The sequence below is a fragment of the Amycolatopsis sp. NPDC051372 genome, from assembly GCF_040682095.1.
Lineage (GTDB): Bacteria > Actinomycetota > Actinomycetes > Mycobacteriales > Pseudonocardiaceae > Amycolatopsis.
Genome location: NZ_JBFBAF010000032.1, coordinates 1 through 24,519, shown reverse-complemented (window position 1 = coordinate 24,519; position 24,519 = coordinate 1). Strand labels below are relative to the sequence as shown.

Genomic DNA, 24,519 nt, shown 5'->3' with positions numbered 1-24,519 from the left:
GGCCAGGTCGTTTCGTCCCGTTCGTGCCCGATCGACTACCGGAACCGGACACAGCCGACGTGGTGTGACCCACGCCGGCCGTGCTTCCGGGTCAGTACGCCAGGTTCGGCCGCAGCCAGCGCTCCACCTCGCCCAGGTCCAGGCCACGCCGGCGGGCGTAATCCTCGACCTGGTCGCGGCCGAGGCGCCCGACGGTGAAGTAGCGGGACTCGGGGTGCGCGAAGATCAGACCGCTGACGGCGGCGGCCGGGGTCATCGCGTACGACTCGGTGAGGTCGATGCCGAGCTCGCGGGCGCCGAGCAGGTCGAAGAGGTCCTTCTTCTCGCTGTGGTCGGGGCTCGCGGGGTAGCCCAGCGCCGGGCGGATGCCGCGGAAGCGTTCGGCGTGCAGGTCCTCCAGCTTGGGCTGCGCGTCGGGCTCGAACCAGCGGCGGCGGGCCTCCAGGTGGATGAACTCGGCGAACGCCTCGGCCAGGCGGTCGGCCAGGGCCTTGACCATGATGGCGCGGTAGTCGTCGTGCTCGGCTTCGTAGTGGTGCGCCAGATCCTCGGCTCCGTGGATGGCCACGGCGAAGCCGCCGAGGTGGTCGCCGGACGGCGCGATGTAGTCGGCCAGGCAGCGGTTGGCGCGACCTTCGGGCTTCTTCGTCTGCTGGCGCAGCATCGGGAAACCGCGGCCGGCGTACTCGCCGTCGAGCAGGATGTCGTCACCCTCGGAGTGCGCGGGCCAGTAGCCGTACGAGCCGCGGGCGGTGAAGGAGCCGTTGACGATGATCTCGTCGAGCAGCGTGTTCGCGTCGTCGAAGAGCTCACGCGCGACGGGCTGCTCCAGGATCGCCGGGTACTTGCCCTTGAGCTCCCAGGCCAGGAACAGGAACTGCCAGTCGACCATCTCGCGCAGCTCGGCGATCGTCGGCTCGACCACGCGCACGCCCGTGAACTCCGGCACGGGCACGTCGTCGAACGACACGTGCTCGCGATTGGCCCGGGCCTGCTCGACGGTGAGCAACGGCGTCGCGTGGCGGTTCTCGTGCTGTTCGCGCAGGCGCTGCTGCTCCGCGCGGTTGGCGACGTTTAGCACGTCGGAGCGGTCCGTGTCGAGCAGGTCGGACACCACGCCGACCACGCGCGACGCATCGAGCACGTGCAGGGTGGAGTGGTCGTAGACCGGCGCGATCTTCACGGCCGTGTGCTGCTTCGACGTGGTGGCGCCGCCGATGAGCAGCGGCAGCTTCAGCCCGCGCCGCTGCATTTCCGTGGCCACGCTGACCATCTCGTCGAGCGAGGGCGTGATCAGCCCCGACAGCCCGATCACGTCGGCACTCTCGGCCACCGCCGTGTCGAGGATCTGCGCGGCGGGGACCATCACGCCGAGGTCGATCACCTCGTAGTTGTTGCAGCCCAGCACCACGCCGACGATGTTCTTGCCGATGTCGTGCACGTCGCCCTTCACCGTGGCGAGCACGACCTTGCCCTGGCCGCGGGAGGTGTCGATGCGGCCTTCGAGGCGCATCTTCTCCTTCTCCGCCTCCATGTACGGCTCGAGGTAGGCCACCGACCGCTTCATCACGCGGGCGCTCTTCACGACCTGCGGCAGGAACATCTTGCCGGAGCCGAACAGGTCGCCGACGATCTTCATGCCGTCCATCAGCGGGCCCTCGATCACCTCCAGCGGCCGGTCGAACTGCTGACGCGCCTCTTCGGTGTCGGCTTCGATGAAGTCGACGATGCCGTGCACGAGCGCGTGCGACAGCCGCGCGCCGACCGGGCCCTCACGCCAAGACAGGTCGACAGTTCGCTTGGTACCGCTGCCCTTCACCGTCTCGGCGAACTCGACGAGCCGGTCGGTCGCGTCCTCGCGCCGGTCGAAGAGCACGTCCTCGACGAGCTCCAGCAGGTCCTTCGGGATGTCCTCGTAGACGGCGAGCTGGCCCGCGTTGACGATGCCCATGTCGAGCCCCGCGCGCACGGCGTGGAACAGGAACGCCGAGTGCATCGCCTCGCGCACCACGTCGTTGCCGCGGAAGGAGAACGACAGGTTCGAGATGCCGCCGGACGTGTGCGCGCCGGGACAGCGCTCCTTGATCCTGGGCAGGGCCTCGATGAAGGCCTTGGCGTAGCCGTTGTGCTCGCTGATGCCGGTGGCGACGGCCAGCACGTTCGGGTCGAAGATGATGTCCTCGCCCGCGAAGCCCGCCTGCTGCGTGAGCAGGTCGTAGGCGCGGGCGCAGATGTCCACCTTGCGCTGCGCGGTGTCGGCCTGGCCTTTCTCGTCGAACGCCATCACGACGACACCGGCGCCGTAGTCGCGGATGCGGCGGGCCTGCTCCAGGAACGGGCCCTCGCCCTCCTTGAGGCTGATGGAGTTGACCACGCCCTTGCCCTGCACGCACCGCAGGCCGGCTTCGAGCACGCTCCAGCGTGAGCTGTCGATCATCACCGGGATGCGCGCGACCTCGGGCTCGGTGGCGATGAGGTTGAGGAACGTGGTCATCGCCTGCACGGAGTCGAGCAGGTCGGCGTCCATGTTCACGTCGAGCAGGTTGGCGCCGCCTCGCACCTGCTCCAGCGCGACGTCCACGGCCGCCTGGTGGTTGTCGCCCTCGATGAGGCGGCGGAACTTCGCGGACCCCGTGACGTTGGTGCGCTCGCCGATCATCACGAAGCCGGTGTCCTCGCCGATCGTGAACGGCTCCAGCCCGCTGAAGCGCGAGCGGTGCGCCGGCTCGGGCACCTCGCGCGGTGCCAGGCCCTGCACGGCTTCGGCGATCTTCGCGATGTGCGCGGGCGTGGTGCCGCAGCAGCCGCCGACGATGTTGACCATGCCCTCGCCCGCGAACTCGCCGAGCATGCCGCCGGTCTCGCCGGGCGTCTGGTCGTAGCCGCCGAACGCGTTGGGCAGGCCGGCGTTGGGGTGGCATGCGGTGTAGGTGCCCGCGATCTTCGCCAGCTCCTCCACGTGCGGGCGCATCTCCGCGGCACCCAGCGAGCAGTTCACGCCGACGACCAGCGGTTCCGCGTGGGCGACGGAGCTCCAGAACGCCTCCACCGTCTGCCCGGACAGCGTGCGGCCCGACAGGTCCACGATCGTCACGGAGATCCACAGCGGCAAGTGCGGCGCGACCTCGCGCGCGGCCGTGATGGCGGCCTTGGCGTTGAGGGTGTCGAAGATCGTCTCGATGAGCAGCAGGTCGACGCCGCCGTCGGCGAGTGCCTGGATCTGCTCGGCGTAGGAGGCCTTGACCTCCTCGAAGGTCACCGCGCGAAACGCCGGGTCCTCGACGCGCGGCGAGAGGGAGAGCGTGACGTTGAGCGGGCCGATGGAGCCGGCCACGAAGCGGCCACCGAACTCGTCGGCCGCCTGGCGCGCCAGCGCGGCCGCGCGCAGGTTCATCTCCCGCACGTGGTCCTGCAGGCCGTAGTCGGCCTGGCCGATGCTGGTGGCGGTGAAGGTGTTGGTGGTCGTGATGTCCGCGCCCGCGGCCAGGTACTGGCGGTGGACGTCGAGGATCACGTCGGGCCGGGTCAGGTTCAGCAGGTCCGGGTCGCCGGTTACGTCCTTGGGGTGTCCCTCGAGCCACTCGTCGCGGTAGTCCTCGGGGGTCAGACCGGCGCCCTGCAGCATCGTGCCCCACGCGCCGTCGAGCACGGCGATGCGCTGGTCAAGCAGGTCCCGCAGGCTTTCGGTCCTGCACTGCTGAGTCCTGAGCTGCTGGGTCATGCCACCTCCGTCGTAGTCACGGAGGCGCCCTTCGGTTCACAGTGGAGCCGGCCGAGCGTGGCGGACTCACATGGTCCGTTGCAGCGCCTCTCGACCTTGGTAGTCGAGACTACCGGATCCCTTTGTCACCGGCAGCCACCGTTCACACTCCGGGACGGTCAGTCACCGAGCGGCGCACCCCGCCACTTCCACTCCGTCCGCCGTGACCTGCCCGGCAACGCGATCCGGCCCGCGCACCAGCGGAGGCCGTCCCACGGATCGGACGCCGGGGCCTCGCCCGGGAACAGCCGCGCGACGACGTTCGCGCAGACTTCACGAGGCGGGTCGAGCTCGGTGCCGAGGCCGGCGGCGAGGTCCTCGCCGTGCAGCAGGAGCTCGGCGCAGCCCATGGCGGCGAAGCCGGCGGGGTCGGCTCGGCCGGTGGGGTGGTAGGCCCGGGTGTCTTCCGCGCTCGTGCTGACGGCCGCTTGAAGGAGGCGGGCGCCGGTGAGGGCAAGCTCCAGGAGTTCCTGGGGCGTGGCGCCTTCATCGGCCTTCGCGAGGAAGCGCACGTAGTGGTCTTGCGGCGCGCTGACCACCTGGGCGGCGTACGACATCAGCACGTCCCCGACGTGCTCCGCGGTCTGGCGGCAGTCCCAGTCGAGCTCGCCGGCTGTGCGGGTCCAGTCCTGGGTGACCGTGGGGCGAAGCGTGTTTTCGACGCTTTCCAGCGCTCGGCCGAGGTCCGCGGCGGTGACGGTCATGGGGTCATGGTGCCTCAGCCGGGGTTGAGCTCCTTGCGCAACCGGGTGAGCGCCCGGTGCTGCTGCACGCGGACAGCGCCCGCGGTGAGGCCCAGCGCCTCGGCGGTCTCCTCGGCGGACAGGCCGATGATCACGCGCAGGACGAGGATCTCGCGCTGCCGGTCGGGCAGGACCCGCATGAGGTCGGTCATGCGCTCGTCCAGCGCCTGCCGCTCGACGACCAGCCTGGCACCGCGGCGCGCGTCGGCGACCTTCTGCTGGGCGATTCCGTACACGAGAGCGAGAAACGGCAAATCATCGACGCGGTGACCGGGCAGCGCCCTGAGTATTTCGAGACAGACCTCCTGCGCGAGGTCGTCCGCACGCGCGAATCCGCCGTGCTGCCACCCGATCCGGGCCCGGCAATACCGCACGACCAGCGGCCGCACGGTCAGCAGGAGCTGGACGATCGCCTCACGGTCGCCCTTCGCGGCCTCGGCGACGACGTCGAGGCCCGCGGGCACGATGCGGGCCGAGGTGGAGTCGGAGGCCAGGTCCTGGCTCATCACCCGGTTCTTGACCTGAGCCAGCATCTTGTCGAGTTCCAGCTCCTCCCGCAGGGCGCCGGTGAAGGCGCTGTCCGCGGCGGCCAGCCAGCCGGGTACGTACTTCCGGTCAGTCATCGTGGTCTCCTCCTTCCGTTTCCCGCAGTTGCGCGTGGAGGTGGTCGAGCCGCTTGCGCGCGTGGCGCAGGTTGGACCGGACCGTGCTCACCCGCGTGGACAGCAGCGCGGCGATCTCCTCGGTCGAGTAGCCGTCGATGTACCAGGCCAGCACTTCGCGCTGCCGCGACGGGAGCCGGCTCAGCGCCTGCACGATCAGCTCGCGCTCCTCGTACCCGGCCGAGCCGTTCGCAGCGGCAGCCGGATCTTCTTGCGGGGTCCAGTCCTCTCGCTCCTGCCGCCGGCGGTGCTCGTTGGCGATCCGCAAGCCGGCCTTGCGCACCCAGGCTTTCCGGTGCGTGATGCCGTCCCACGAAGACAACGCCTTCGTCATGGCCTCCTGGGCGGCGTCCTCGGCGGTGGCCCGGTCGTGGCCCTGCTTGCGCAGGAAGCCGACGAGGAGCGGGAAGTCAGCGCGGAAGAAGTCGTCGAAATCGGCACGATCGCTCACCCGGCATCGCTCTCCCTCCCCTGCGCAAGCCGTTCGACAGTAGGAGCGCGACACGGGGCCGAACGTGCAACGACACCGGAAAACACCCGCGCGTCGCAGAGCAGATGCGTCAGGGAGTCACGGGGTGTTCCGATGCCAGAACGTGCAGTGGTGGTCGGCGGCGAAGCCGGGGTCCGGGTGGAGACCGTCGGCCGCGAGCGAGACGACCGAGCCGGCCGGCCAAGACGACAGCGGGCTGCCGTGGACAAAGGCCGCCCAAGCGTCGACCATCTGGTCGGACAGGGACTTCTGCGCCGGGGTGAGGGCGGCCGGGTGGCCGTCGAGGTCGAACAGGTACGGGAGTTCGAACGTGTGCGCCGCGCCGAGCGGGAAGGGGGCCGGGACGCCGGTGGCGGCCGGGGAGGTGGCGTCGGTGAAGTCGTAGCGCCAGACCGACGGCAGGGAGCGCGACAGCTGGTCGGCCACACAGGAGAAGGACGAGTCCGTGACGGCCGCCGCGTAGGCGCGGGAAGCGTTGCCGCCGAAGGAGGACGGTGGGTATTCGGCCGCAACGGCCGTCGCGTCGGGGAAGTAGCGCGCGAGGGCGGCGGGGTAGCCGGCCGGGGTGATGGGCGGGGCACCGGCCGCGAGCTGCTGGGCGAGGAAGTAGGTGAACTCGTCGTGGGTCGTGCCCATGAGCACCGGCACGGGGGCGGCGGAGCCGTGCCGGACGGCTGTGACCGGGTCGGCCGGCAGGGCCGTGCCGCCGGTGACCGGGCCGGGAATCTCGATGCCGGCCAGCGAGTAGTAGACGGGGGCGGTGGCCAACTTCGCCACCGGCAGCGCGCGCAGGCAGGCGGCGGCCGTGGCGCGGTCCGGGCAGCCGTGGGCCGTCGAATAGTCCACACTGGACTTTCCGGCCGCCGCGAGGGTGGCCTGCGCCTGGCACGGGGCGCTTTGGACGATCGCCGCGCGGAAGAGGCCGCGGGAACCGGGGGCGACGAGGTGGTCGCACACCGACATGCCGCCCGCGGACTCGCCGGCGATGGTCACGGCGTCGGGGTCGCCGCCGAAGGCCGCGATGTTGTCGTGGACCCAGCGCAGGACCTGTTGCTGGTCGAGGAAACCGTAGTTGCCGGGCTGCGCGCCCAGTGCCGGGTCGGCGAGGAAACCCAGCGCTCCCAAGCGGTAGTTGATCGTGACGACGACCGCGCCGCCGCGCACGACCAGCCGGGTGGCGTCGTAGCCGTCACCGCCGCCGTCGAGGAAGGCGCCGCCGTGGATCCACACGAGCACGGGGCGTTTCGCCGTCGAAACGGGCGGCGTCCAGACGTTGAGGTACAGGCAGTCCTCGTTCGTGCCGGCCGCGGTGCCCTGCGGGCAGCGTGGACCGGGGGCCGTGGCGTCGCGCTCGGCGGTCCAGGACGCGGGCGGGGCCGGTGGCTGCCAGCGGCGCTCGCCGACCGGTGGCGCCGCGTACGGAATCCCTTGGAACACACGGTGATCCGGAGTCACCGTGCCGCGGACCGGGCCCGACGCCGTGCGCACGACCTCGCCCAGCCGCCCGATCGCCGCGTCCGAAGCCGCGCAGGCCGACGCGGCCACCGCGAGCACGAGGAGCACCACCGCGAACCCGCGCCGCCGCACCAGAGCCTCCGCCACCGCGCGGACGATACCGGGCACCAAGATTTTTTCACAGTCCGGGATCCCCTCGCCGGAGCCGCGAATCGTGTCGGCCCTGGTCCCGACGTCGGCCACCCGGCCAAAGTAGCTCACCACTAAGCAACTTCGACAGATCGCTGACGTACCTCACGGCTAAGCCACCCATTAGGCTGACGTCATGGCCGACCACGTGGACTCCGTGCTCGCGCAGTGGGCTGCGCAGCGCCCGGACCTCGACGTGTCCCCGATGGCCGTGATCGGCCGTCTGAAGCGGGTGTCACGCCTGATCGACACCGAACTGGCCCGCACGTTCGCCAAGCACCGCCTCGACGCGGCGTCGTTCGACGTGCTCGCCACGCTGCGCCGCAGCGACCCGCCCCACCGCTTGACGCCGACCGAGCTCATGCGCACGGCCATGGTCACCTCCGGCGCCGTGACGCAACGGCTCGACCGGCTCGAAGACCGCGGCCTGATCGCCCGCAGCCGCAGCGAAACCGACGGCCGCGGCATCGTCGTCGCCCTCACCGTCGAGGGCCGGGATCTGATCGACCGCGCCCTGCCCGACCACCTCGACACGGAGCACCGGGTGCTCGACGCCCTCGACCCGCCCGCGCAGGCCGCCCTCGCCGACGCCCTGCGCGTGCTCCTCGAATCCTTCGGCGACCGCACCGGCTGACTCCGGAGGCGCCGCGTGAGCTCCGACGACCTGGACCCCTTCCTCGGCGAGTGGACGGTCAGCGTCCGGTTCCCCCACGCGCCCGCGGACCAGCCCCCACCCGTCGCCCGGTGTGTCTTCGAACGGATCCTCGACGGCCGCTACCTCACGCAGCGCACCGAAGTCCCCCTGCCCGAGGCCCCGGACAGCTACTCCGTCGTGGCCGCCCACGAGGACGGCACGTTCACCCAGCACTACTACGACGCCCGCGGCGTCAGCCGCCTCTACGCGATGACCTTCCGCGACGGCGTGTGGACGCTGCTGCGCGAAGCCGCCGACTTCTCGCCCCTGAACTTCCGCCAGCGCTTCACCGGCACCTTCAGCGCGGACGGCAACCGCATCGACGGCGCGTGGGAGATGGCAATGCCGGACGAGGACTGGAAGCACGACTTCGAAATGCACTACACGCGGATCACCTGAGCCCGGCCCGTTCACTCCAGGCCGTTCACTCCAAGCCCGCTCACTCCAAACCGTAGCGCCGCAGCTTGCGGTACAGCGTCGCGCGGCCGATCCCGAGCAGCGCGGCCGCCCGCATGCGATTGCCGTTCGCGGTGCGCAACGCGTCGGAGATGGCCAGGCGTTCGGCTTTCTCCAGCTCCGTCAGGCGCGGGTGCGCCGGTGCGGAGCGCAGGCGCCCCGGCAGATGGCGTGCGCTGACGGTCGGCCCGGCGGCCTCCGCTTGCGCCGCCGCGACCACGGCCTTCAGCTCGACGAGGTTGCCGGGCCAGTCGTGGCGCTGCAGCGTCGACCGCGCGTCCTGGGTGAAGTGCGTGCCGCGGCCGAACCGCTGCGCGAGCTCCGGGATGTCCGCCGTTCGCTCGCGCAGGCTGGGCACCAGGATCTCGATCGGCGACCATTCGGTGCGCAGCACGTCCGAGTTGTCCGGCCCGGTGCCGGTCGTGAGTGTCGCGATCACCCGCGCGGGATGCCCGGCGGTCAGGAGGGCGGCGAGGCGCGCGGCCCGGCTCGACGGCAGGCGCTCGACGTGGCGCAGCAGCACTGCCGGCGCCGCCAGCGCGTCCGCGACTTCCGCCAGCCAGCCCTCGTCGTCGGCGGCCTCGAGGACGACGGGATCACCGAGCGCCGCTCGCGCAACGACGGTCTTGCCCACACCCGGCTCGCCCAGCAGGAGCACCGGCCGGGTGGCCGCCCGCGCCACCGACCGCTCGAGCGAACGCCAGGCCGGCGAGGTACCCGCCAGCCCGGCGTCGGCGAAGAGGGAAAGCCGGGCGCGCCGGCGTCCCGGCCGCGGCCGCGGTGGCTCGACGACCACGAGCAAACCCCGGCTGTCGTCCGGCAGTGCGGGCCGGAGCCGGACCTTCACACCGTCGTCGAGGATCAGTTCGGTCGTGGTCGGCCCGCCGTCGCGCGCCGCCTCGACCGCACAGGACTCCAGCGTTTCGATGTCGCGGGCTCGCAGCAGCGCGGCGGCGCCGTCGCTGACGAGCCTGGTGCGGCCGTCCAGCACAGCGATCGGGTACCGGCCGGGACCGGCCCGCAGGTAGGCCTCGAGCAGACGGTGTTCGTGCGCCGACGCGGCGTGCAGCAGCTCCCGCTCGATCGCGCCGGTCGCCGTGGTCGCGAGCGCGTGCAGCACCCGCAACGGCACGTCGAGCTCGCACACCACCGCCACCGCGCCGCTGACCTTCCGCGTGACCGGGTCGGTCACCGGGGCGCCGACGCACACCGTGCTCTGGTACAGCTCGAAAATGTGCTCCGGTCCCCCGACCACGACCGGTCCGCCCGTGTCCAGGACGTGGCTGATCCCGTTGGTCCCGGTGGAGCGCTCCGACAGGTCCGCACCCAGCCGGGTGTCGATGCGGGCGAGGTGGGCGCCCACCGCCTCCTCGTCGGCCCAGCAGCCGACGACCCGCGCGTGGCCGTCGCTGAGCACCACCGCGGCGCCGAGCCCGACGAGGTCACCGGCCAATTTGGACAGAACCGGGGTCGCGGCGCGGACCAACGGGGTCTCCAGCGACACCGGCACTTCCGGCACGTAGGCACGCGTGACGTCGAGCTCGGCGAAACTCGAGCGGCGCCAGGCGGCGGACAACCAGGCGGGCAGGTCTTCCGGCAGCCGCCGCTCGGTCAGGAAGACTTCCCTGGCGTGGCGCAGGCGGGCCAGCCCGTCGCGTGTGTCGATCTCGTAGCCCATCCGTTGTCACTCCATTGTGTTCACGGACCGAAACCCCCGGCGCACCCATCATGGGCCACCGGCCGGGCGCCACGGCTGTCTCATTGTGAGACACCCGCGCCGCGCGGGGAAACCGCAAGGTGTGTGCATGACGAAGGATTCAGTCGCCCCGCGAGAGAGCGCCCGGCCCGCGACCCTCACGTCCGCGGACGTCGAAGCCGACGTGGTCGTGGTCGGCGGCGGAGGCGCCGGCCTGCCCACCGCGCTGTTCAGCCGGTGGCTGGGCAACGAGGTGGTCCTGCTGGAGAAGGCGCCGGAACTCGGCGGCACGGTCAAGAAGGCCGCCTTCTGGTACTGGGTGCCGAACAACGAGCCGATGCGCGCGCTCGGCATCGAGGACCGGTTCGAGGACTTCCTCCGCTACGTCGCGCGCCTGTCCCAGCCGACCCGGTTCGACCCGGCGAGCCCGACGGCCGGCCTCACCGACTGGGAAGCCTCGATGGCCCGCGCGTTCTACGACAGCGCCGGCCCCGCCGCCGAGCTGCTGGCCGAGCGCGGCGCGCTCACCTACCGGCATTGCCCGGACGTGCCGGACTACTGGTCGGAACTGCCGGAGGACAAGGCTCCGAAGGGGCGCGTGCTGGTGCCGGAAGGCGCCCGGGAATCGATGTCCGACGGCGGCGAAGTGGCGGTCGGGCAGATGTCCGCGGCCGCCGAGCGCGACGGTGTGGACGTGCGCACGGGACACCGGGTCCAACGGCTCGTCGTGGACGGTGTCCGCGTCGCCGGTGTCGAGGCCACGACCGCCGCCGGGCAGACGGTGCGGGTGCTGGCGCGCAAGGGCGTCGTGTTCGCCACCGGCGGCTTCTCCCACGACGACGAGCTGCGCCGCGACTACCTCGGTGTCCCCGCCTACCCGGGCTGCGCGGCGGTGACCAACGAGGGCGACTTCGTACGCATCTCCTCGGCGATGGGCCCGCAGTTCGCCACCATGAACCACGCCTGGATGTGCCCGGTGCCGCTGGAGAAGACCGGGCGGCCCGACCTGGTCGGCATGTTCTCGGTGGCCGGCGACTCGATGATCCTCGTGAACCGGCGGGGCGAGCGCGTGGCCAACGAGAAGCTGCCCTACAACGAGTCCGCACGGACGTTCTTCCGATGGGACCCGGCCACCGGCGAGTACCCGAACCTGGTGCTCGTCCAGGTGTGGGATCAGCGCAGCCAGGACCATTCCGCCAGCGACGAATACGGCCGTTTGATCGTCCCGCCGGGCAGCGACGACTCCCACGTCGTCAAGGCGCGGACGCTCGACGAGCTCACCGTGAAGATCCGCGAGCGGCTCGCGGCCCACGCCACCGAGACCGGTGGTTTCACCCTCGCCGACGACTTCGCCGAGAACCTGCCCCGGACGATCGACCGGTTCAACCACTTCGCCGCGAACGGCAAGGACGGAGATTTCGCCCGCGGCGAGACCGCGATCCAGCTGGTGTTCAACGGTCCGGTCAAGGAGGAGCCCGACCGCGAGAACCCGACGATGTGGCCGATCAGCGACACCGGTCCGTACTACGCCGCGCTCGTCACCGGCGGCGTCCTCGACACCAAGGGCGGCCCGCGGACCGACCCGGACGGCCGGGTGCTGGACGACCTCGGTGCGCCCATCCCGGGCTTGTTCGGGGTCGGCAATTGCGTGGCGTCGGCTTCGGGCCGCGCTTACTGGGCCGGCGGCGCTACGCTCGGCCCGATCATCGCGTTCGCGTACCGGGCCTCAGGCGCCGTGGACCGCGCCTGGCGACCCGCCTGAGGGCAGGAGCCGAAATGGCGTTGAGCACCCAGATCATGACCGATGAGCCGGCACGCTGAAGGCCATCAAGCACCACTACTCCGAGCTGAACTGGATCTTCTCCGGCAGCGACCTCGTCGTCGTCGAAGGCACCAGCCACGGTGAGCACCGCGACGGCCCGTGGCGCGCCGGCGTGCCCGACTGGGCGGCCGGCCGGTGGTGCGACGTGTTCGAGATCCGGGACTGGAAGATCCACCGCTGCTTCATCTACCTCGACCCGGACTACGCCGGGCAGGACACGGCCCGCTACTCGTTGCTGGCCGAGGAGAACTGACGCGGCAGGCGGGCGCCCGAGGACGTGGCGCCCGCCTGCCCCGCGCTCAGCCCATGCTCTTCGCGCCGTCGAGCGACTCGCGGATGATGTCGGCGTGGCCGGAGTGCTGCGCGGTCTCGGCGATGATGTGCATGAACACGCGCCGCGCCGACCAGCTCGCGTTCTCCTCGAACCACGGCGCCTTCGGCAACGGCTGGGTCTCGCCCAGGTCGGGCAGCGTGGCGACGAGCTCGTCGGTCTTGGCGGCCACGTCGGCGTAGACGGCCAGCACGCCTTCCAGCGTCTCGCCGGGCAGCAGGGTGAAGTCGTCGGCGCGCTCGGCGAAGTCGGCTTCGGTCATCTCCGAGAAGTCCGGCATGGCCGCAGGACCCTGCACGATGAACTCCGCCCAGCCGCGCTCCACCGACGTCACGTGCTTGATGAGGCCGCCGAGGCACAGCTCGCTGGCCGTGGTCCGCAGGCGGGCCTGCTCATCGGTGAGGTCGCGCGTCGTGAACCGCAGGAAGTGGCGGTGCTTTCCCAGCATCGCCAGCAGGTCGGCGCGCTCGCCCGTGGTCACCTCGGTCGTCAGGGTCTCGTTCACGGCTTCGTCCTCTCGTCGGTGTCTGTGTCCAAACGTAAGGTAAAACCCATTCCGGCCACTTTGTGACCTCAATAGGAGAGAATCCGGATTCATGGCCAACACGAGCTCGCGAACCCTGCGGTTGCTGTCGCTGCTGCAGACGCACCGGTACTGGCCCGGCCAGGAGCTGGCCGGGCGCCTGGAGGTGTCGATCCGCACGCTGCGCCGCGACGTCGACCGGCTTCGTGAGCTGGGATATCCCGTCGAGGCGCAGCGCGGCGTCGACGGCGGCTACCAGCTCGCGCCGGGCGCGACGCTGCCGCCGCTGGTGGTCGACGACGAGGAGGCCGTGGCGCTGGCGGTCGGCCTGCAGGCCGCCGCGCAGGGTTCGGTCGAGGGCATCGCGGAGTCGTCGCTGCGCGTACTGGCGAAGGTGGTGCAGGTGATGCCGGCCCGGCTGCGGCGGCGCGTCGACGCGTTGCGCGCGATGACCGTGCCACTCGGCTGGAACGGCGCGCCCGGCCCCAGCGTCGACCCCGGCGTGCTCACGGCCATCGCGCTCGCCTGCCGCGACAGCGAACGGCTGCGGTTCTCCTACACCGCCGCTGGCGGCCGGCAGACCGAGCGGCACGTCGAGCCGCTTCGCCTCGTGCCGGTGGGCCGCCGCTGGTACCTCGTCGCGTACGACCTCACCCGGCACGACTGGCGCAGCTTCCGCGTCGACCGCCTCAGCGACCCGCACGCCACCGGCGCCCCGTTCCGCCCGCGCGAGCTGCCCGCGGCCGACGCCGCCGAGTTCGTCCGCGCCGGACTGGACAACGTCGCGCGGCCGTACCGGGTGGAGGTCGTGGTGGAGGCCCCGGCCGCCGGCGTGCGCGAGCGGATCGGCCAGTGGAGCACGGTGGAGGAGCTTTCTTCGGGCCGCTGCCAGGTGCTGATGACCGCCGACTCGCTGGACTGGCCGACCCTGGCGCTGGGCGTCGTCGGCGCTGAGTTCCAGGTGGTGTCGCCCCCGGAACTGCTGGACCGCGTGCACGAATGGGGCGCGCGCTTCAGCCGGGCGTAGGTATCGTGAGGACTTCGGGAGGCTGCCATGGCCACAGTCAGCGTGCGTTACTTCGTGGACGACGTCGACGCCGCGATCGCGTTCTACCGCGACCACCTCGGATTCAGCGAGGTGATGCACCCCGCCCCGGCCTTCGCGATGCTCGCCCGCGGTGATCTGCGGCTGCTGCTCAGCGCGCCGGGCGGCGGGTCCGGCGGCGGCCAGGCCCTGCCGGACGGCCGGGTGCCCGAGCCGGGCGGCTGGAACCGCTTCGCGCTGCAGGTCGAGGATCTCGACGCCGAGGTCGCGCGGCTGCGCACGGCCGGGGTGGCGTTCCGCGGCCCGGTCGTCGACGGGGTCGGCGGACGGCAGGTGCTGATCGAAGATCCGTCCGCCAACCCGGTCGAGCTGTTCCAGCCCACCCGCGCCGAAGCTCGCCTCGACGCGGACTGAGCCGGTCAGCGCAGGTGGAGCCGAGTCCACCCGCGCCGAGGCGTGCGTCGGCCCGGATGAGCCGCTCAGCGCCACCGGACCAGGTCGGTCCGCACCACAGTCGGGCAATGCGCCCGCGCCGTCACGGATGGTGCCAGGACTGGGCTTTCAACCAGGTCAGGTAACCGTCGAAGATCGCTGCGGTCCCACCGGGCAGGTCGCGCTTGTCGAGGAAATCGGCCAGCAGCGAGAAGAGCAGGTCCACCGCCGTCTGCCGGCCCTCGCCGGCGGCCTCGTCGCGCCAACCCGAGGTGCGGCCGGGGAAGGCGAGGTGCAGCACCAGGGTGACCCAGGTCAGGTTGTTGCGGGTGCCGACCCGCGGAACCAGTGATTCCCTGAATCCGGTCAGCAGCCCGCCGTCGTTCGTGTCCGGCGCGTCGGTCAAGTACTTTTGTCAGGTGAATTTTGCCTAGCAAGATTATCCTGCGAGCGGCCACAGCGGTACCGCATCGGAAAAGGGGTGATCGTCAGGCGGCCGAGTGCGCGGGCATCCGAGCCTGCGCAGGCACCGGAGTACGCGTCGGCAACGCGGTCGGTGCGGCCGGACGGCGGCGCAGCGAGCCGAGCCACTGGACCAGCAGCACAGCGCCACCGGGAGCCGTGGACACCAGCCCCAGCAACCCGTAGACGACGGCGACCGTCACCCCCTGCTGGGCGCCCAGCCCCGCAGCGGCGAACGCCAGCGCGGCGACACCTTCGCGCGGCCCGAATCCGCCGACGTTGATCGGCAGCCCCATCGCCAGCAGCGCGAGCACGAGCAGCGGCAGCAGCGTCATCAGCGAAGCGGTGGCACCGGCCGCGTGCGCCGCGACCACGAAGAGCGTGAGGTGCCCGGCCAGCGCCACCAGCGACAACGCCGTGACCCGCGGCCAGGTGCGCAGCCCTAGCAGCCCCGCGCGAACGTCCGCCATCGACTCGGCGAACCCCCGCCGCCACTTCGACGCGCTGTGCAGCGGTCGCTCGCCCGTGCCGCACGCGACCGTGAGCACCACGATCGCGACGAAAAGAACCCCGGCACCTGCGACAGTCAGCACATCGTGTGCAACCCCCGGCAACACCGCAGGTCGGAAAATCAACACGGCGAGTCCGGCCGCCACCACCACGACCTGTCCGGCTGTGCGTTCGAGCACAACAGCTCGCACACCCCTCGCCACGTCGCCGGCCTGCCGACCGTGCTCGACCGCCCGGTGCACGTCGCCGAGGATTCCGGCGGGCAGCACACCGTTCAGGAACTGCGCGCGGTAGTAATCCGCCACGGCCTGGCGCAGCGGCAGCCGCAGGCCCAGCCGCGAAGCGACCACGCGCCAGCGCCAAGCGCTCACGACGGTGGTGAGCAGCCCGATCGCCAGCGCGGCCAGTACCGGCATCAGGCCGATCACGCGCAGGCCGTCGAGAAAGGCATCGGTGCCGAGGCGCCACGCCAGCACCCCGATGATCGCGAACCCGGCGAGGATTCGGAACCACGACCAGAACGTACGCATCAAGCCACCTTGATCGGGATGGAACGCCAGCGGGAAAGGACTTCGGTGAGCCGGCGGGCCGCGCCGTCCCATTCTTCGAGGGCGCTGCCGCGGCCGAGCGCCGCCGTGCGCAGGGCGCGCCGCAGCTCGGCGTTCGTCACCCAGCTGCGCAGCGCGGAAGCGAGGGCGCCCGGGTCGCCGGGTCGCACGAGCAGGCCGGGCACGGCGCCGTCCGACGAGCGGCCGAGCGCGTCCGGCACCCCGCCGACGTCGCTGGCCACCACGGGGATGCCGCGCGCCAGGGCTTCGGTGATGACCATGCCGTAGGTCTCCGCGTGCGAGGGCAGCAGCACCAGGTCGGCGCGGTCGTACGCCGCGTCGAGTTCGGCGCCGGCCTTCGGGCCACTGAAGGTGACGCGGTCGGCGAGGCCGAGGCGGTCGACGGACCACCGCAGCTCGTCGACGTACTCCGGCGCGCGCGTCAGCGAGCCGACGAAGTCGACGGTGAGATCGAGGTCAGGCAGCTGAGCCAGCGCTTCGACGAGCACGTCCTGGCCCTTGCGCGGGGTCACCGCCGCCACGCACAGCAGCCGCGAAACCCCGTCGGTCCCCGACGCCAGCGGCGCCAGGTCCACGCCCGGCTCCACCACGGCGACCGTCGACGGCCCGAGGCCGTGGCGGCGGATCAGTGTGCGCGCGGCCGTCGGGCTGGTGGCCACGACCTGGCGCACCACCCGCAACGTCTCGCGCTCGCACGCGTCGAGCTCGGCGGCGTGCACAGGGTCCAGGCCGGTCTCGTCGGCCAGCGGCAGGTGCACGAGCACGCCCAGGCGCAGCCGCCGCGCGTGCGGCACCACCACGTCGGGCACCCCGCACGCCACCAGGCCGTCGATCAGCACGGTCGTGTGGTCCGGCAGCGCCGCGAGCGCCCGCGCCAGCCGCGCGCGCCCCGTCGGCCCCGGCTCGGGCCACGACCCGGGCACGGCGACCTGCAGCACGGGCATCCCCGCGCCCGGCAGGCTCTCGCACATCCGCCGGTCGTAGGTGTTGCCCCCGCTGGGCTCCGTGACGTCGTCCACGTTGCCCGGCAGCACGAACGCGACCACGTCCCCGGCCCGTTGACTCCGCACGTTGCCTCCTCACGCCGCTCTCACCCAGCAACACGGACGACACGGGCCGGCGGTTCAATCACGCCCGGAATTCCCACCTCACGAACGGGCGATGGCCGGACACCGAGGCACCTCGCCCCGGCACCCGGCCGCCGTTCGTGGTCACCTCGCCGCGCGGCCTACAGCCAGTTCGGCGCGTCTCCCTTTTCCAGCTGCTTCCACCGGCTCACGAACTCCCGCTGCATCCCGGCCCGCACTCCCCCACCGGTCCCGTACAGCACGCCGAACGTGAAACCGACTCCTTCATCGCGGCCATCGACGCCGAGGCGGTACACGACCGGCCCCGCGACCACCCAGTCCTGGTGATCGCCCAGCAGCTGCTGCACGTTCTTCACGTTCTTGCGCCACACCCGCACCTTGCCGCCGAACACGGGCCGCACCACGTCCGCCGCGTAGCGGGCGCGCTTGGCCTTCTTGCGCACGTCGTGCAGTGCGTGCTCCAGCTCCCGGCCGGACAGCCCGTGCGCCGCCTTCTCCGCCTTCCGCAGCTTCCCCGCGGCCTTGCGCACCGGCTTGCGCAACACCTTCTTCGCAGGTCCGGCATCGGTCGGCACACCCGACACCACGGCGTCCAGCTCCTGCACCAGAGCCAGGTATCGCTTACCGCGCAACGCTTCCAGCGCCTTCTTGCGCGCGTCCACGGCCTCGCGGGAGAACCGCCGCGTCAGGAACTGGTCGACCGGCCCGACCACGAGCTCGGCCGACGCGCCGTCCAGCCACTCGCGCACGAGCGCCTCGACGACCTCGCCGTCGCGGGCCGGGCCCAGCTCGCCGCCCAGCCACTTCAGCTCGCTCGTCACGCCCGGAACCCGGTCGTCGTCCACAATGGACGAGAACGTCCGCAGCGCGCTCCGCAGCTTCCTCGACGCCACGCGAAGCTGGTGCACGGAGTCCTCGACGTCGCGCCGCACCCCGACGTCGGCGCGCTGCAGGGCCGCGAACTGCTCCCGCAGGTAGGCCCCGACGACCTCGCCGGCGTCGGGCCGCTTGCCCACCACCTGCCCGTCGGGCACGCGGTCGCCGATCAGCCGCCGCAGCTTCGAAGGCCACTGCGACGTCCGGGCGCCCGCGTCGACCAGCGTGCTCTCCAGCTCGTCGAGCAGGTCCGGCGCGGCGTCACCCTTCAGTTCCACTTCGAACTCGCGCCACCGGTCCAGCCGCGCGGTCTTGCCGCCGACCTCGCCGGTCACGTGGTCGTCGGTCACCGTCGCCACGATCTGGCCCGACGCGTCGGTGAGGCGATGCTCGAACCGGTCGGTCTTGAGGTGCGCGATCGGCAGCAGCTTGCGCCCCAGGGTGTGGGCGCGCAGCAGCTGGTTCAGCTCGTGGGGCACTCTGCCGTCGTCAGCGCCGAGCGGGACCTGCAGCTCCTCGCGCTCGTCGGGCCCGACCGGCAGCTTCAGGTGCCACCCGGCGTCGTGCCCGCCCACGCGGCGGCGCAGAGTGATCCCGGCGCGCACGAGGGAAAAGCCGGCGGTGTCGTAGTACGTCGCGTCGAGCTGCTCCTCCGCCGGAGCGTCCTGGCCCTGCACCGTCCCGCAGCCGACGAACTCGGGGACCACCAAGTCCTGCGCGACCTCGTACTTGCGCTCGCGTTCGATTTCGACCACGGGTCTGTTCATTCCGTCACTCCTCAGGTTCGTTCACGAAAGTCTGAGGCATGAAGGGCATTCACGGCGCGCGATGCTCCAGCGGTGGGCTCACGTCCGGGTAGCTCGCCTCCTGGGTCGGCACGGCCGTGGTCACCGCCGTTCCGCGCTGCTCGGCCTCCCGGCGCGAGATCCTGCGGTTCACCACGGCCTCGCCCACCTGCTCGCCGCGGATGCGGCCCAGCACGGTGAGCGTGATGGCGTGCACGGTCGCCAGCACCAGCAGCAGCACGCCGACGCGGCCCACCACGCCGGGCAGATCGCTGTCGCCCAGCGGAATCGTGGACAGCAACGCCAGCAGTCCCAGCGTCACCAGGTGGAACAGCACCGTCACCAACCGGGTCATCGACGCGCCGGCGGCCGGGTCACCATAGGAATTCTCCAGGTACCCGCGTCCGCTGCGGTAGATGACCTGCCCGTCGATCAGCACGAGCACCACACCGATGGCGAGGAACGAGACGTACGCTTCTGTGCTCATCCCGGCACACTCCTTCCGGCCTCTTCCGAAGAACTACCCCTCGACCAGCGGGGGAAAACCCGCAGCGACGGTTCAGCCGCGGAATGTGTCGGGATGCGGGCCCGTGCGGTGGTCGGCGTCGAGCTTGCCGATCGCTTCCAGGTCCTCGTCGGCGAGTTCGAAATCGAACACGTCGATGTTCTCGCGGATGCGCGAGGGCGTGGCCGACTTCGGGAACACGATGTTGCCCAGCTGCAGGTGCCAGCGCAGCACCACCTGAGCCGCGGTCTTGCCGTGCTTGTCCGCCAGTCCGGTCAGCACCGGGTCGGACAGCACGGCCGCCTGCGCGAGGGGGCTCCACGCCTCGGTCGCGATGCCGTGCGCGCGGTGGTAGGCGCGAAGTTCGGTCTGCTGCAACGCGGGGTGCAGCTCGATCTGGTTCACCGCCGGCACCGTGCCGGTCTGGCGGGCGAGCTCTTCGAGGTGCTCCACCTGGAAGTTCGACACGCCGATCGAGCGCGCCTTCCCGGCGCGCAGCAGCTCTTCGAAGCCTTCCCAGGTGCGCACGAACTTGTCCTGGTGCGGCAACGGCCAGTGGATCAGGTACAGGTCCACGTATTCGAGCCCGAGCCGGCGCAGGCTGCCTTCGAGCGCGTTGATCGCGTTGTCGTGGCCCTGGGCGTCGTTGGCGAGCTTCGTGGTGACGAAGACTTCTTCACGAGGCACACCCGACTTCTCGATGCCCTCGCCGACACCGGCTTCGTTGCGGTACATCTGCGCGGTGTCGATGTGGCGGTAGCCCGCCTCGAGCGCGGTCCGCACGGCGTCGGCGGTGTCGTCCTCCGGGATCTGGAACACGCCGAACCCGAACTGCGGGATGCGCACGCCGTTGTTCAGCTCGAGGTCCGGGACGTTCGTCGTGTGAGCAGTCATGATCTCGGCCTACCCGAGGCCCCGGGCCCCGAAACTCGCTCAGGACACGACGGCTCAGGACACGACCGCGGCCGCGAGCGCTTCGGTGAGCGTCGTGTGCACGGCCAGCGTGTCGGACGCGCCGGTCAAGTCGAGGCAGCGGCGCACGCTGCGCACACCGTCACACACCACGGTGAACGAAACAGCCCGATCGTGCGCGGCGAACAACGCGCGGATTCCGGCGCAGCCGAGGAACTCGACGCGGGAGAGATCCGCCACCACGGGCCCGCCGAGCCGCGCGGCATCCGCGAGTGCTTCGGCGAAATCGTGGGCGGTGGCGGAGTCGAGGTCGCCCACCGGGGTGAGCACGCGAGTGCCCTCGTGGTCGGTGGTCGTGATGGTGAGCTCCGCCGGTATCGAAACCGCGGAAAACGGGGTGTTCATGGAGCGCTCCTCTCGCAGGAACCTGCAGGGGCGCTGACCGGAGCACGTGTCTGAACAACAGCCAACACCTCCGACCGTACGCCGGTGTGCTGTGAGGTCAACCCTCGTCGAACACACGTTTCAGTACGGCGAGCCCGGCCGCGATCTTCTCCGGGGCCACGGCGCCGTACCCCAGGGCCAGCCCCGACGGCGCGGGTTCCCCGCAGAGCCCGGCCAGTGTCTGCACACCGAAACCGGCCTGGTGCGCCCGCGCCGCAACGGGTTCCACGTCCACTTCGGACAGCGCACACAGGTGCAACCCGGCGGCCGAGGGCACCGGCGTGAGCTGTTCCGCGAACTCCTCGTGCAGCAGCGTCGTGATGTGCTCGTGGCGCGCGGCGTATTCGCGCGTCGCTTTGCGGATGTGGCGGGCGAACAGGCCCTCGTCCAGAAACCGGGCGAGGGCGGCCTGCGCGTAGTGGTCGCCGTGCCAGTCGGCCAGCTGCCGGGAGTGGAGCAGCGCGTCGCGCAACGAGCGTGGCGCGATCAGGAAACCGAGGCGCAGCACGGGAAGCAGCGTCTTGGCGAACGAGCCGACGTAGGCGACGCAGCCGGCGGGGTCGAGGCTCTGCAACGGTTCGAGCGGCCGGTCGGAGAAGCGGAACTCGCTGTCGTAGTCGTCCTCGATCACGAGCGCGCCGGCGCGCTCGGCCCAGCCGAGCAACGCGGTGCGGCGCGCGAGCGACATCGGCGTACCCAACGGGAACTGGTGCGACGGCGTCACGTACACCAGGCGCGTGCGCGCGGGCAGCGCCGAAACCTGCAACCCTTCGCTGTCCACGGGTACGCCGACGATTTCGGCGCCGTGCGAACGGAACAGCAGCCGCGCCATGCGGTAACCGGGTTCTTCCATCGCGACCCGGTCGCCGGGTTCGAGCAGCACGCGGCACAGCAGGTCGAGCGCCTGCTGAGCGCCTTGCGTCACGAGGACGTCGTCGGCGTCGGCGCGCACGGACCGCGAAACGCCGACGTGGCGCGCGATCGCCGCCCGCAGCCCGGCGTGGCCCGCGGGGTCGCCGTACTGCGCGAAACCGGTTCCCCGCAGCTCCGCCGACAGCAGCCGGCGCCAGGTCTGCATCGGGAAGAGCCGCGCGTCGGGGATGCCGACGCGGAAGTCGTACTCCGGATCGGCGCGCGTCGGCTCGAGCGGGGGCAGCGTCCGCCACACCTCACGCGGGCGCAGGGCCGCACCGGCGGGTGCGTGTCTCGTCCGGGCGGCGGGCAGCTCGGCGGACACGTAGGTGCCGGAGCCGACGCGGCCGGAAAGGAACCCGTCGGCGGTGAGCCGGTCGTAGGCCACGGCGACGGTGTTTCGGGAGACCGACAGGCGCTTCGCCAGCTCACGGGTGGGTGGGAGGCGTTCGCCGGAGCGCAGCCGGCCGTCGAGGATCGCGTCGCGCAGCTCGCGGTAGATGCGTGTGCCGAGGTCGCCGCGCCCGGCGAGCGTCACGTGGAAGTCCACCTCCGGGAGCCTACATTGGCCCGGTCTGGCTGCGTGGAATTGGATCTGGTGCAGGGCCAAATGCTCTTCTACCGTCGCGGCATGACGACGATCGAGCGCCTCGCCTCCGTGACCAGTTCGCGGCCCGGCCGCCTGCTCGCGGGCGCGCAGCTCGCCGCCTCACTGGGCGATGGTGCGTTTCTCACGTGCTCGGTGCTGTATTTCACGCGTGTTGTCGGATTGACACCAGGCCAGGTGGGGCTCGGTCTCACGCTGGGCTGGGCGGTCGGCACGGTCGCCGGCGTGCCGCTCGGGCACGCGGCCGACCGCCGGGGTGCGCGGAGCGCGGCGGTGCTGCTGTCGGTGGCGACCGGGCTGGCGATCACGGCGTTCCTGTTCGCGGGTTCGGCGTGGACGTTCACGCTCGCCGCTTGTTGTTATGCCACCGGTCAATGCGGCGTCGGCGCCGTGCGGCAGGCCCTGCTGGCCGCGGTGGCGGAACCGCAGCAGCGCACGCGGATCCGCGCGTACCTGCAGTCGGCCGGCAACGCGGGGCTGGCCGTCGGCGCGGGACTCGGCGGGCTCGCGCTGCTGGCCGACACGCGCGGCGCTTACGTCGCCGCGTTCTCCCTCGACGCGGCCGCGTTCGTGGTGTCCGCCGTGCTGCTGCGCCTGCTACCGGCCGTCGCGCCGGTGCCGCGGGTCAAGGGCGAGCCGGCGCTGGCCGTACTGCGCGACCGGCCCTACGCGTTCGTCACACTGCTGAACGCCATCCTGTTGCTGCGCATGCCGTTGCTGAGCGTCGCGATTCCACTGTGGATCGTCTCGCGGACTGCCGCTCCCGAGTGGACGGTGTCGGCCCTGTTCGTGCTGAACACGATCGTGGTGGTGCTGGGCCAGGTGCGCGTGGCGACGCGGGTGACCGGCCTGCGTTCGGCGACACGGCTGGTGCGGCACTCCGGGGTGCTGCTGGCCGCATCCTGCGTGACGTTCGCACTGTCGGCGGCGGGCTCGTCGGCAACAGTGGCCGTCGCGGTGCTCGTGGCCGGAGCGCTCCTGCAGGTACTCGGGGAGATGCTGCAGTCGGCCGGTACCTGGGAAATCGGCTTCGACCTGGCGCCCGCCGCGCGGCAGGGCCAGTACCAGGGGTTCTTCGGGACCGGCACGTCCGTGGCCCGGATGGCGGGCCCGGCGCTGCTGAGCACGGTGGTGGTGCAGTGGGGCACCCCCGGCTGGCTGCTGGTGGGCGCGGTGTTCGTGGCCGCCGGGTGGGCGATGGGTCCCGCCGTCCGGTGGGCCGGACAGCGGCGCTGAGAACCCGGCGGCGCGGCGGCTTCGGTGCCGCCAAGGCCCCGGTGGTGCGGGGCCTCGGTGCCACTGACGCCCCGGCGATGCGGAGAAGTGCGAGGGCCTCGGCGAAGCTCGGTGATGCGGCCGACCGGTGGTGCAGACGGCTCAGTGGTACGAGCCAATCGGCGGCACCGAGCTTCGATAAAGCGCAGCCTCGATCAAGCGGAGTCCCCGATGGTGCCGGGGAGCTCAGTCCCGCAGAGCCAGCTTCGCGAGCTCCTGATCGAAGTCGAACCACAGGGCCTCGTCGCCGGCCGGCACCTCGTCGTAGGTGCGGTCGAGGAAGTCGGCCAGCTCGTCGGCCGGCGCTTCCAGCACGGCGGAGCCGTCGGGGGCGTTGAGCTCGACGACCACTCGGGCGTCGTCGGCGGCCGGGCGCACTCGCACATCGCCGTCTCCGGCGGGGGCGATGAGGCCGTCGGCGAGCAGGTCGCGGCCGAAGAGCCAGCGGACGACACCGGGGCCGGCGTGGTAGCCGACGGAAATGGCGTACGGGTCCGACGGGTCGTACTCGAGGTCAGCGCGCACCGGCAGCGGAACGCTCCCGAACGTGCGCAGCCCGAAGACGATCGTCGCGTGGACGACGGGGGGCTCGGTGCCCATGGCGGTACCTCCTTCATCTCGTTCTTGGCTCGAAGCAACTCACGGCTCAACGTGAATGTTCCTCTATGAGTAACGCCCCGTAAGAGTACGAGCTGCCCGACAACCGATCTTTCACCCCTTTGGTGGAGACGGACGTCTCATGCGCTCACTCATCGGTATGAAGAGCGTCCCCGATCGATGTCCGGAAGCTGCCGAGGGCCCCCGCGGGCCGTGCTCCCCCGTCGTCGTGAGCCGCCCGAGCCCGGGCAGGACCGACGATGACCATGGGCCTGGTGAGGGTGACGATCGACGCGCCGGCCCGCCGCATGGACCTGGCGATGCCGCGCCGCTCGCCGGTCGCGGAGCTGCTGCCCGGCCTGGTGCGCCGCGCCGGCGCCGCGCTCGCCGACGAGGCCGCGCACGACTGCGGCTGGATGCCGCGCCGCCCCGACGGCACCCCCGTGACGGAGGCGAGCACGCTGGGCGCCCAGCGCGTGCGCGACGGTGAGGTGCTTCACCTTGTGCCGAGGGGCACAGATCGGCCGGAACCGGAGTACGACGACCTTACGGCCACGGTCGGCGCCGCGCGCACCGGCCGGCTGTGGGCTTCGCGGCACACGCGGGCGCTGGGCCTGGCGGGGGCGGGCCCGGCCGTGGGCTTCGCGGCACACGCGTGCGCTGGGCCTGGGGGGCGGGC

24 protein-coding genes are annotated in these 24,519 nt (G+C 71.5%); 8 read left to right on the top strand and 16 right to left on the bottom strand.

Annotated elements, in window-relative coordinates:
* Positions 1-91: 91 nt before the first annotated feature.
* From metH to AB0M56_RS37930, 5 genes are all read right to left on the bottom strand, one after another.
* A complete protein-coding gene (gene metH / locus AB0M56_RS37950) occupies positions 92-3,721 on the bottom strand; it encodes a methionine synthase (RefSeq protein WP_364185369.1) in 3,630 nt (1,209 codons plus the stop codon).
* A 158-nt stretch (positions 3,722-3,879) separates the two neighbouring features.
* The gene (locus tag AB0M56_RS37945; protein WP_364185367.1) at positions 3,880-4,464 is read right to left on the bottom strand and encodes a hypothetical protein; all 585 of its coding nucleotides are present in this window, start codon (positions 4,462-4,464) and stop codon (positions 3,880-3,882) included.
* Positions 4,465-4,478: 14 nt separating this feature from the next.
* Entirely contained in the window at positions 4,479-5,009 is a 531-nt protein-coding gene (locus AB0M56_RS37940) for a sigma-70 family RNA polymerase sigma factor (protein WP_364185540.1), read from the bottom strand.
* A 109-nt stretch (positions 5,010-5,118) separates the two neighbouring features.
* The gene (locus AB0M56_RS37935) at positions 5,119-5,616 is read right to left on the bottom strand and encodes a sigma-70 family RNA polymerase sigma factor (protein WP_364185365.1); all 498 of its coding nucleotides are present in this window, start codon (positions 5,614-5,616) and stop codon (positions 5,119-5,121) included.
* 117 nt (positions 5,617-5,733) lie between these two features.
* The gene (locus AB0M56_RS37930; RefSeq protein WP_364185363.1) at positions 5,734-7,257 is read right to left on the bottom strand and encodes a carboxylesterase family protein; all 1,524 of its coding nucleotides are present in this window, start codon (positions 7,255-7,257) and stop codon (positions 5,734-5,736) included.
* A gap of 178 nt (positions 7,258-7,435) precedes the next feature.
* Between AB0M56_RS37930 and AB0M56_RS37925 the strand changes: the two genes are divergently transcribed.
* Together AB0M56_RS37925 and AB0M56_RS37920 are read left to right on the top strand one after the other, a co-directional pair.
* Positions 7,436-7,933: a MarR family transcriptional regulator gene (locus tag AB0M56_RS37925; protein WP_364185362.1), complete on the top strand. Its 498-nt coding sequence runs from the start codon at positions 7,436-7,438 to the stop codon at positions 7,931-7,933.
* 15 nt (positions 7,934-7,948) lie between these two features.
* Entirely contained in the window at positions 7,949-8,392 is a 444-nt protein-coding gene (locus AB0M56_RS37920) for a hypothetical protein (protein WP_364185360.1), read from the top strand.
* Positions 8,393-8,432: 40 nt separating this feature from the next.
* Here the strand turns inward: AB0M56_RS37920 and AB0M56_RS37915 are convergent, their stop codons facing one another.
* Entirely contained in the window at positions 8,433-10,127 is a 1,695-nt protein-coding gene (locus AB0M56_RS37915; protein ID WP_364185358.1) for a helix-turn-helix domain-containing protein, read from the bottom strand.
* Positions 10,128-10,254: 127 nt separating this feature from the next.
* Here AB0M56_RS37915 and AB0M56_RS37910 point away from each other — a divergent pair, with 127 nt between their 5' ends.
* Both AB0M56_RS37910 and AB0M56_RS37905 read left to right on the top strand, forming a co-directional pair.
* A complete protein-coding gene (locus tag AB0M56_RS37910) occupies positions 10,255-11,907 on the top strand; it encodes an FAD-dependent oxidoreductase (RefSeq protein WP_364185357.1) in 1,653 nt (550 codons plus the stop codon).
* Between the two features lie 172 nt (positions 11,908-12,079).
* Positions 12,080-12,220: a hypothetical protein gene (locus AB0M56_RS37905; RefSeq protein ID WP_364185355.1), complete on the top strand. Its 141-nt coding sequence runs from the start codon at positions 12,080-12,082 to the stop codon at positions 12,218-12,220.
* 46 nt (positions 12,221-12,266) lie between these two features.
* Here the strand turns inward: AB0M56_RS37905 and AB0M56_RS37900 are convergent, their stop codons facing one another.
* Complete coding sequence (locus AB0M56_RS37900) at positions 12,267-12,746, bottom strand: DinB family protein (RefSeq protein WP_364185538.1); 480 nt, start codon at positions 12,744-12,746, stop codon at positions 12,267-12,269.
* A 148-nt stretch (positions 12,747-12,894) separates the two neighbouring features.
* On the opposite strand from AB0M56_RS37900, the gene AB0M56_RS37895 reads away from it, so the two are divergent.
* Positions 12,895-13,848, top strand: coding sequence for a YafY family protein (locus AB0M56_RS37895; protein WP_364185353.1), 954 nt, complete (start codon positions 12,895-12,897; stop codon positions 13,846-13,848).
* Between the two features lie 27 nt (positions 13,849-13,875).
* Positions 13,876-14,280 (top strand): VOC family protein, encoded by a 405-nt coding sequence (locus AB0M56_RS37890; RefSeq protein ID WP_364185351.1) that lies wholly within the window; start codon positions 13,876-13,878, stop codon positions 14,278-14,280.
* A 121-nt stretch (positions 14,281-14,401) separates the two neighbouring features.
* Here AB0M56_RS37890 and AB0M56_RS37885 read toward each other — a convergent pair whose 3' ends face one another.
* From AB0M56_RS37885 to AB0M56_RS37850, 8 genes are all read right to left on the bottom strand, one after another.
* Positions 14,402-14,704, bottom strand: a complete 303-nt coding sequence (locus tag AB0M56_RS37885; RefSeq protein WP_364185349.1) for a hypothetical protein — start codon at positions 14,702-14,704, stop codon at positions 14,402-14,404.
* An 82-nt stretch (positions 14,705-14,786) separates the two neighbouring features.
* Entirely contained in the window at positions 14,787-15,800 is a 1,014-nt protein-coding gene (locus AB0M56_RS37880; protein WP_364185347.1) for a lysylphosphatidylglycerol synthase transmembrane domain-containing protein, read from the bottom strand.
* Entirely contained in the window at positions 15,800-16,909 is a 1,110-nt protein-coding gene (locus AB0M56_RS37875) for a glycosyltransferase family 4 protein (RefSeq protein ID WP_364185345.1), read from the bottom strand. The genes AB0M56_RS37880 and AB0M56_RS37875 overlap by 1 nt, the downstream gene beginning before the upstream one ends.
* 158 nt (positions 16,910-17,067) lie before the next feature.
* Entirely contained in the window at positions 17,068-18,570 is a 1,503-nt protein-coding gene (locus AB0M56_RS37870; RefSeq protein WP_364185343.1) for a CYTH and CHAD domain-containing protein, read from the bottom strand.
* A 49-nt stretch (positions 18,571-18,619) separates the two neighbouring features.
* Positions 18,620-19,075, bottom strand: coding sequence for a hypothetical protein (locus tag AB0M56_RS37865; protein WP_364185341.1), 456 nt, complete (start codon positions 19,073-19,075; stop codon positions 18,620-18,622).
* A 72-nt stretch (positions 19,076-19,147) separates the two neighbouring features.
* On the bottom strand, positions 19,148-19,987 hold the full coding sequence (locus AB0M56_RS37860; protein WP_364185339.1) for an aldo/keto reductase: 840 nt from the start codon (positions 19,985-19,987) through the stop codon (positions 19,148-19,150).
* Between the two features lie 54 nt (positions 19,988-20,041).
* Positions 20,042-20,410 carry an STAS domain-containing protein gene (locus tag AB0M56_RS37855; RefSeq protein ID WP_364185337.1) on the bottom strand — a complete coding sequence of 123 codons (369 nt, stop codon included), beginning with the start codon at positions 20,408-20,410 and terminating at the stop codon, positions 20,042-20,044.
* Positions 20,411-20,507: 97 nt separating this feature from the next.
* Positions 20,508-21,911: a PLP-dependent aminotransferase family protein gene (locus AB0M56_RS37850; protein ID WP_364185335.1), complete on the bottom strand. Its 1,404-nt coding sequence runs from the start codon at positions 21,909-21,911 to the stop codon at positions 20,508-20,510.
* Positions 21,912-21,992: 81 nt separating this feature from the next.
* Between AB0M56_RS37850 and AB0M56_RS37845 the strand changes: the two genes are divergently transcribed.
* Positions 21,993-23,204 carry an MFS transporter gene (locus AB0M56_RS37845; protein WP_364185333.1) on the top strand — a complete coding sequence of 404 codons (1,212 nt, stop codon included), beginning with the start codon at positions 21,993-21,995 and terminating at the stop codon, positions 23,202-23,204.
* 225 nt (positions 23,205-23,429) lie between these two features.
* On the opposite strand, the gene AB0M56_RS37840 is transcribed toward AB0M56_RS37845, so the two are convergent.
* Positions 23,430-23,843, bottom strand: a complete 414-nt coding sequence (locus tag AB0M56_RS37840) for an SsgA family sporulation/cell division regulator (protein ID WP_220238926.1) — start codon at positions 23,841-23,843, stop codon at positions 23,430-23,432.
* Between the two features lie 257 nt (positions 23,844-24,100).
* Here AB0M56_RS37840 and AB0M56_RS37835 point away from each other — a divergent pair.
* Positions 24,101-24,519 (top strand): EsaB/YukD family protein (locus AB0M56_RS37835; protein ID WP_364185331.1); only part of this gene is annotated, 419 nt, incomplete at its 3' end.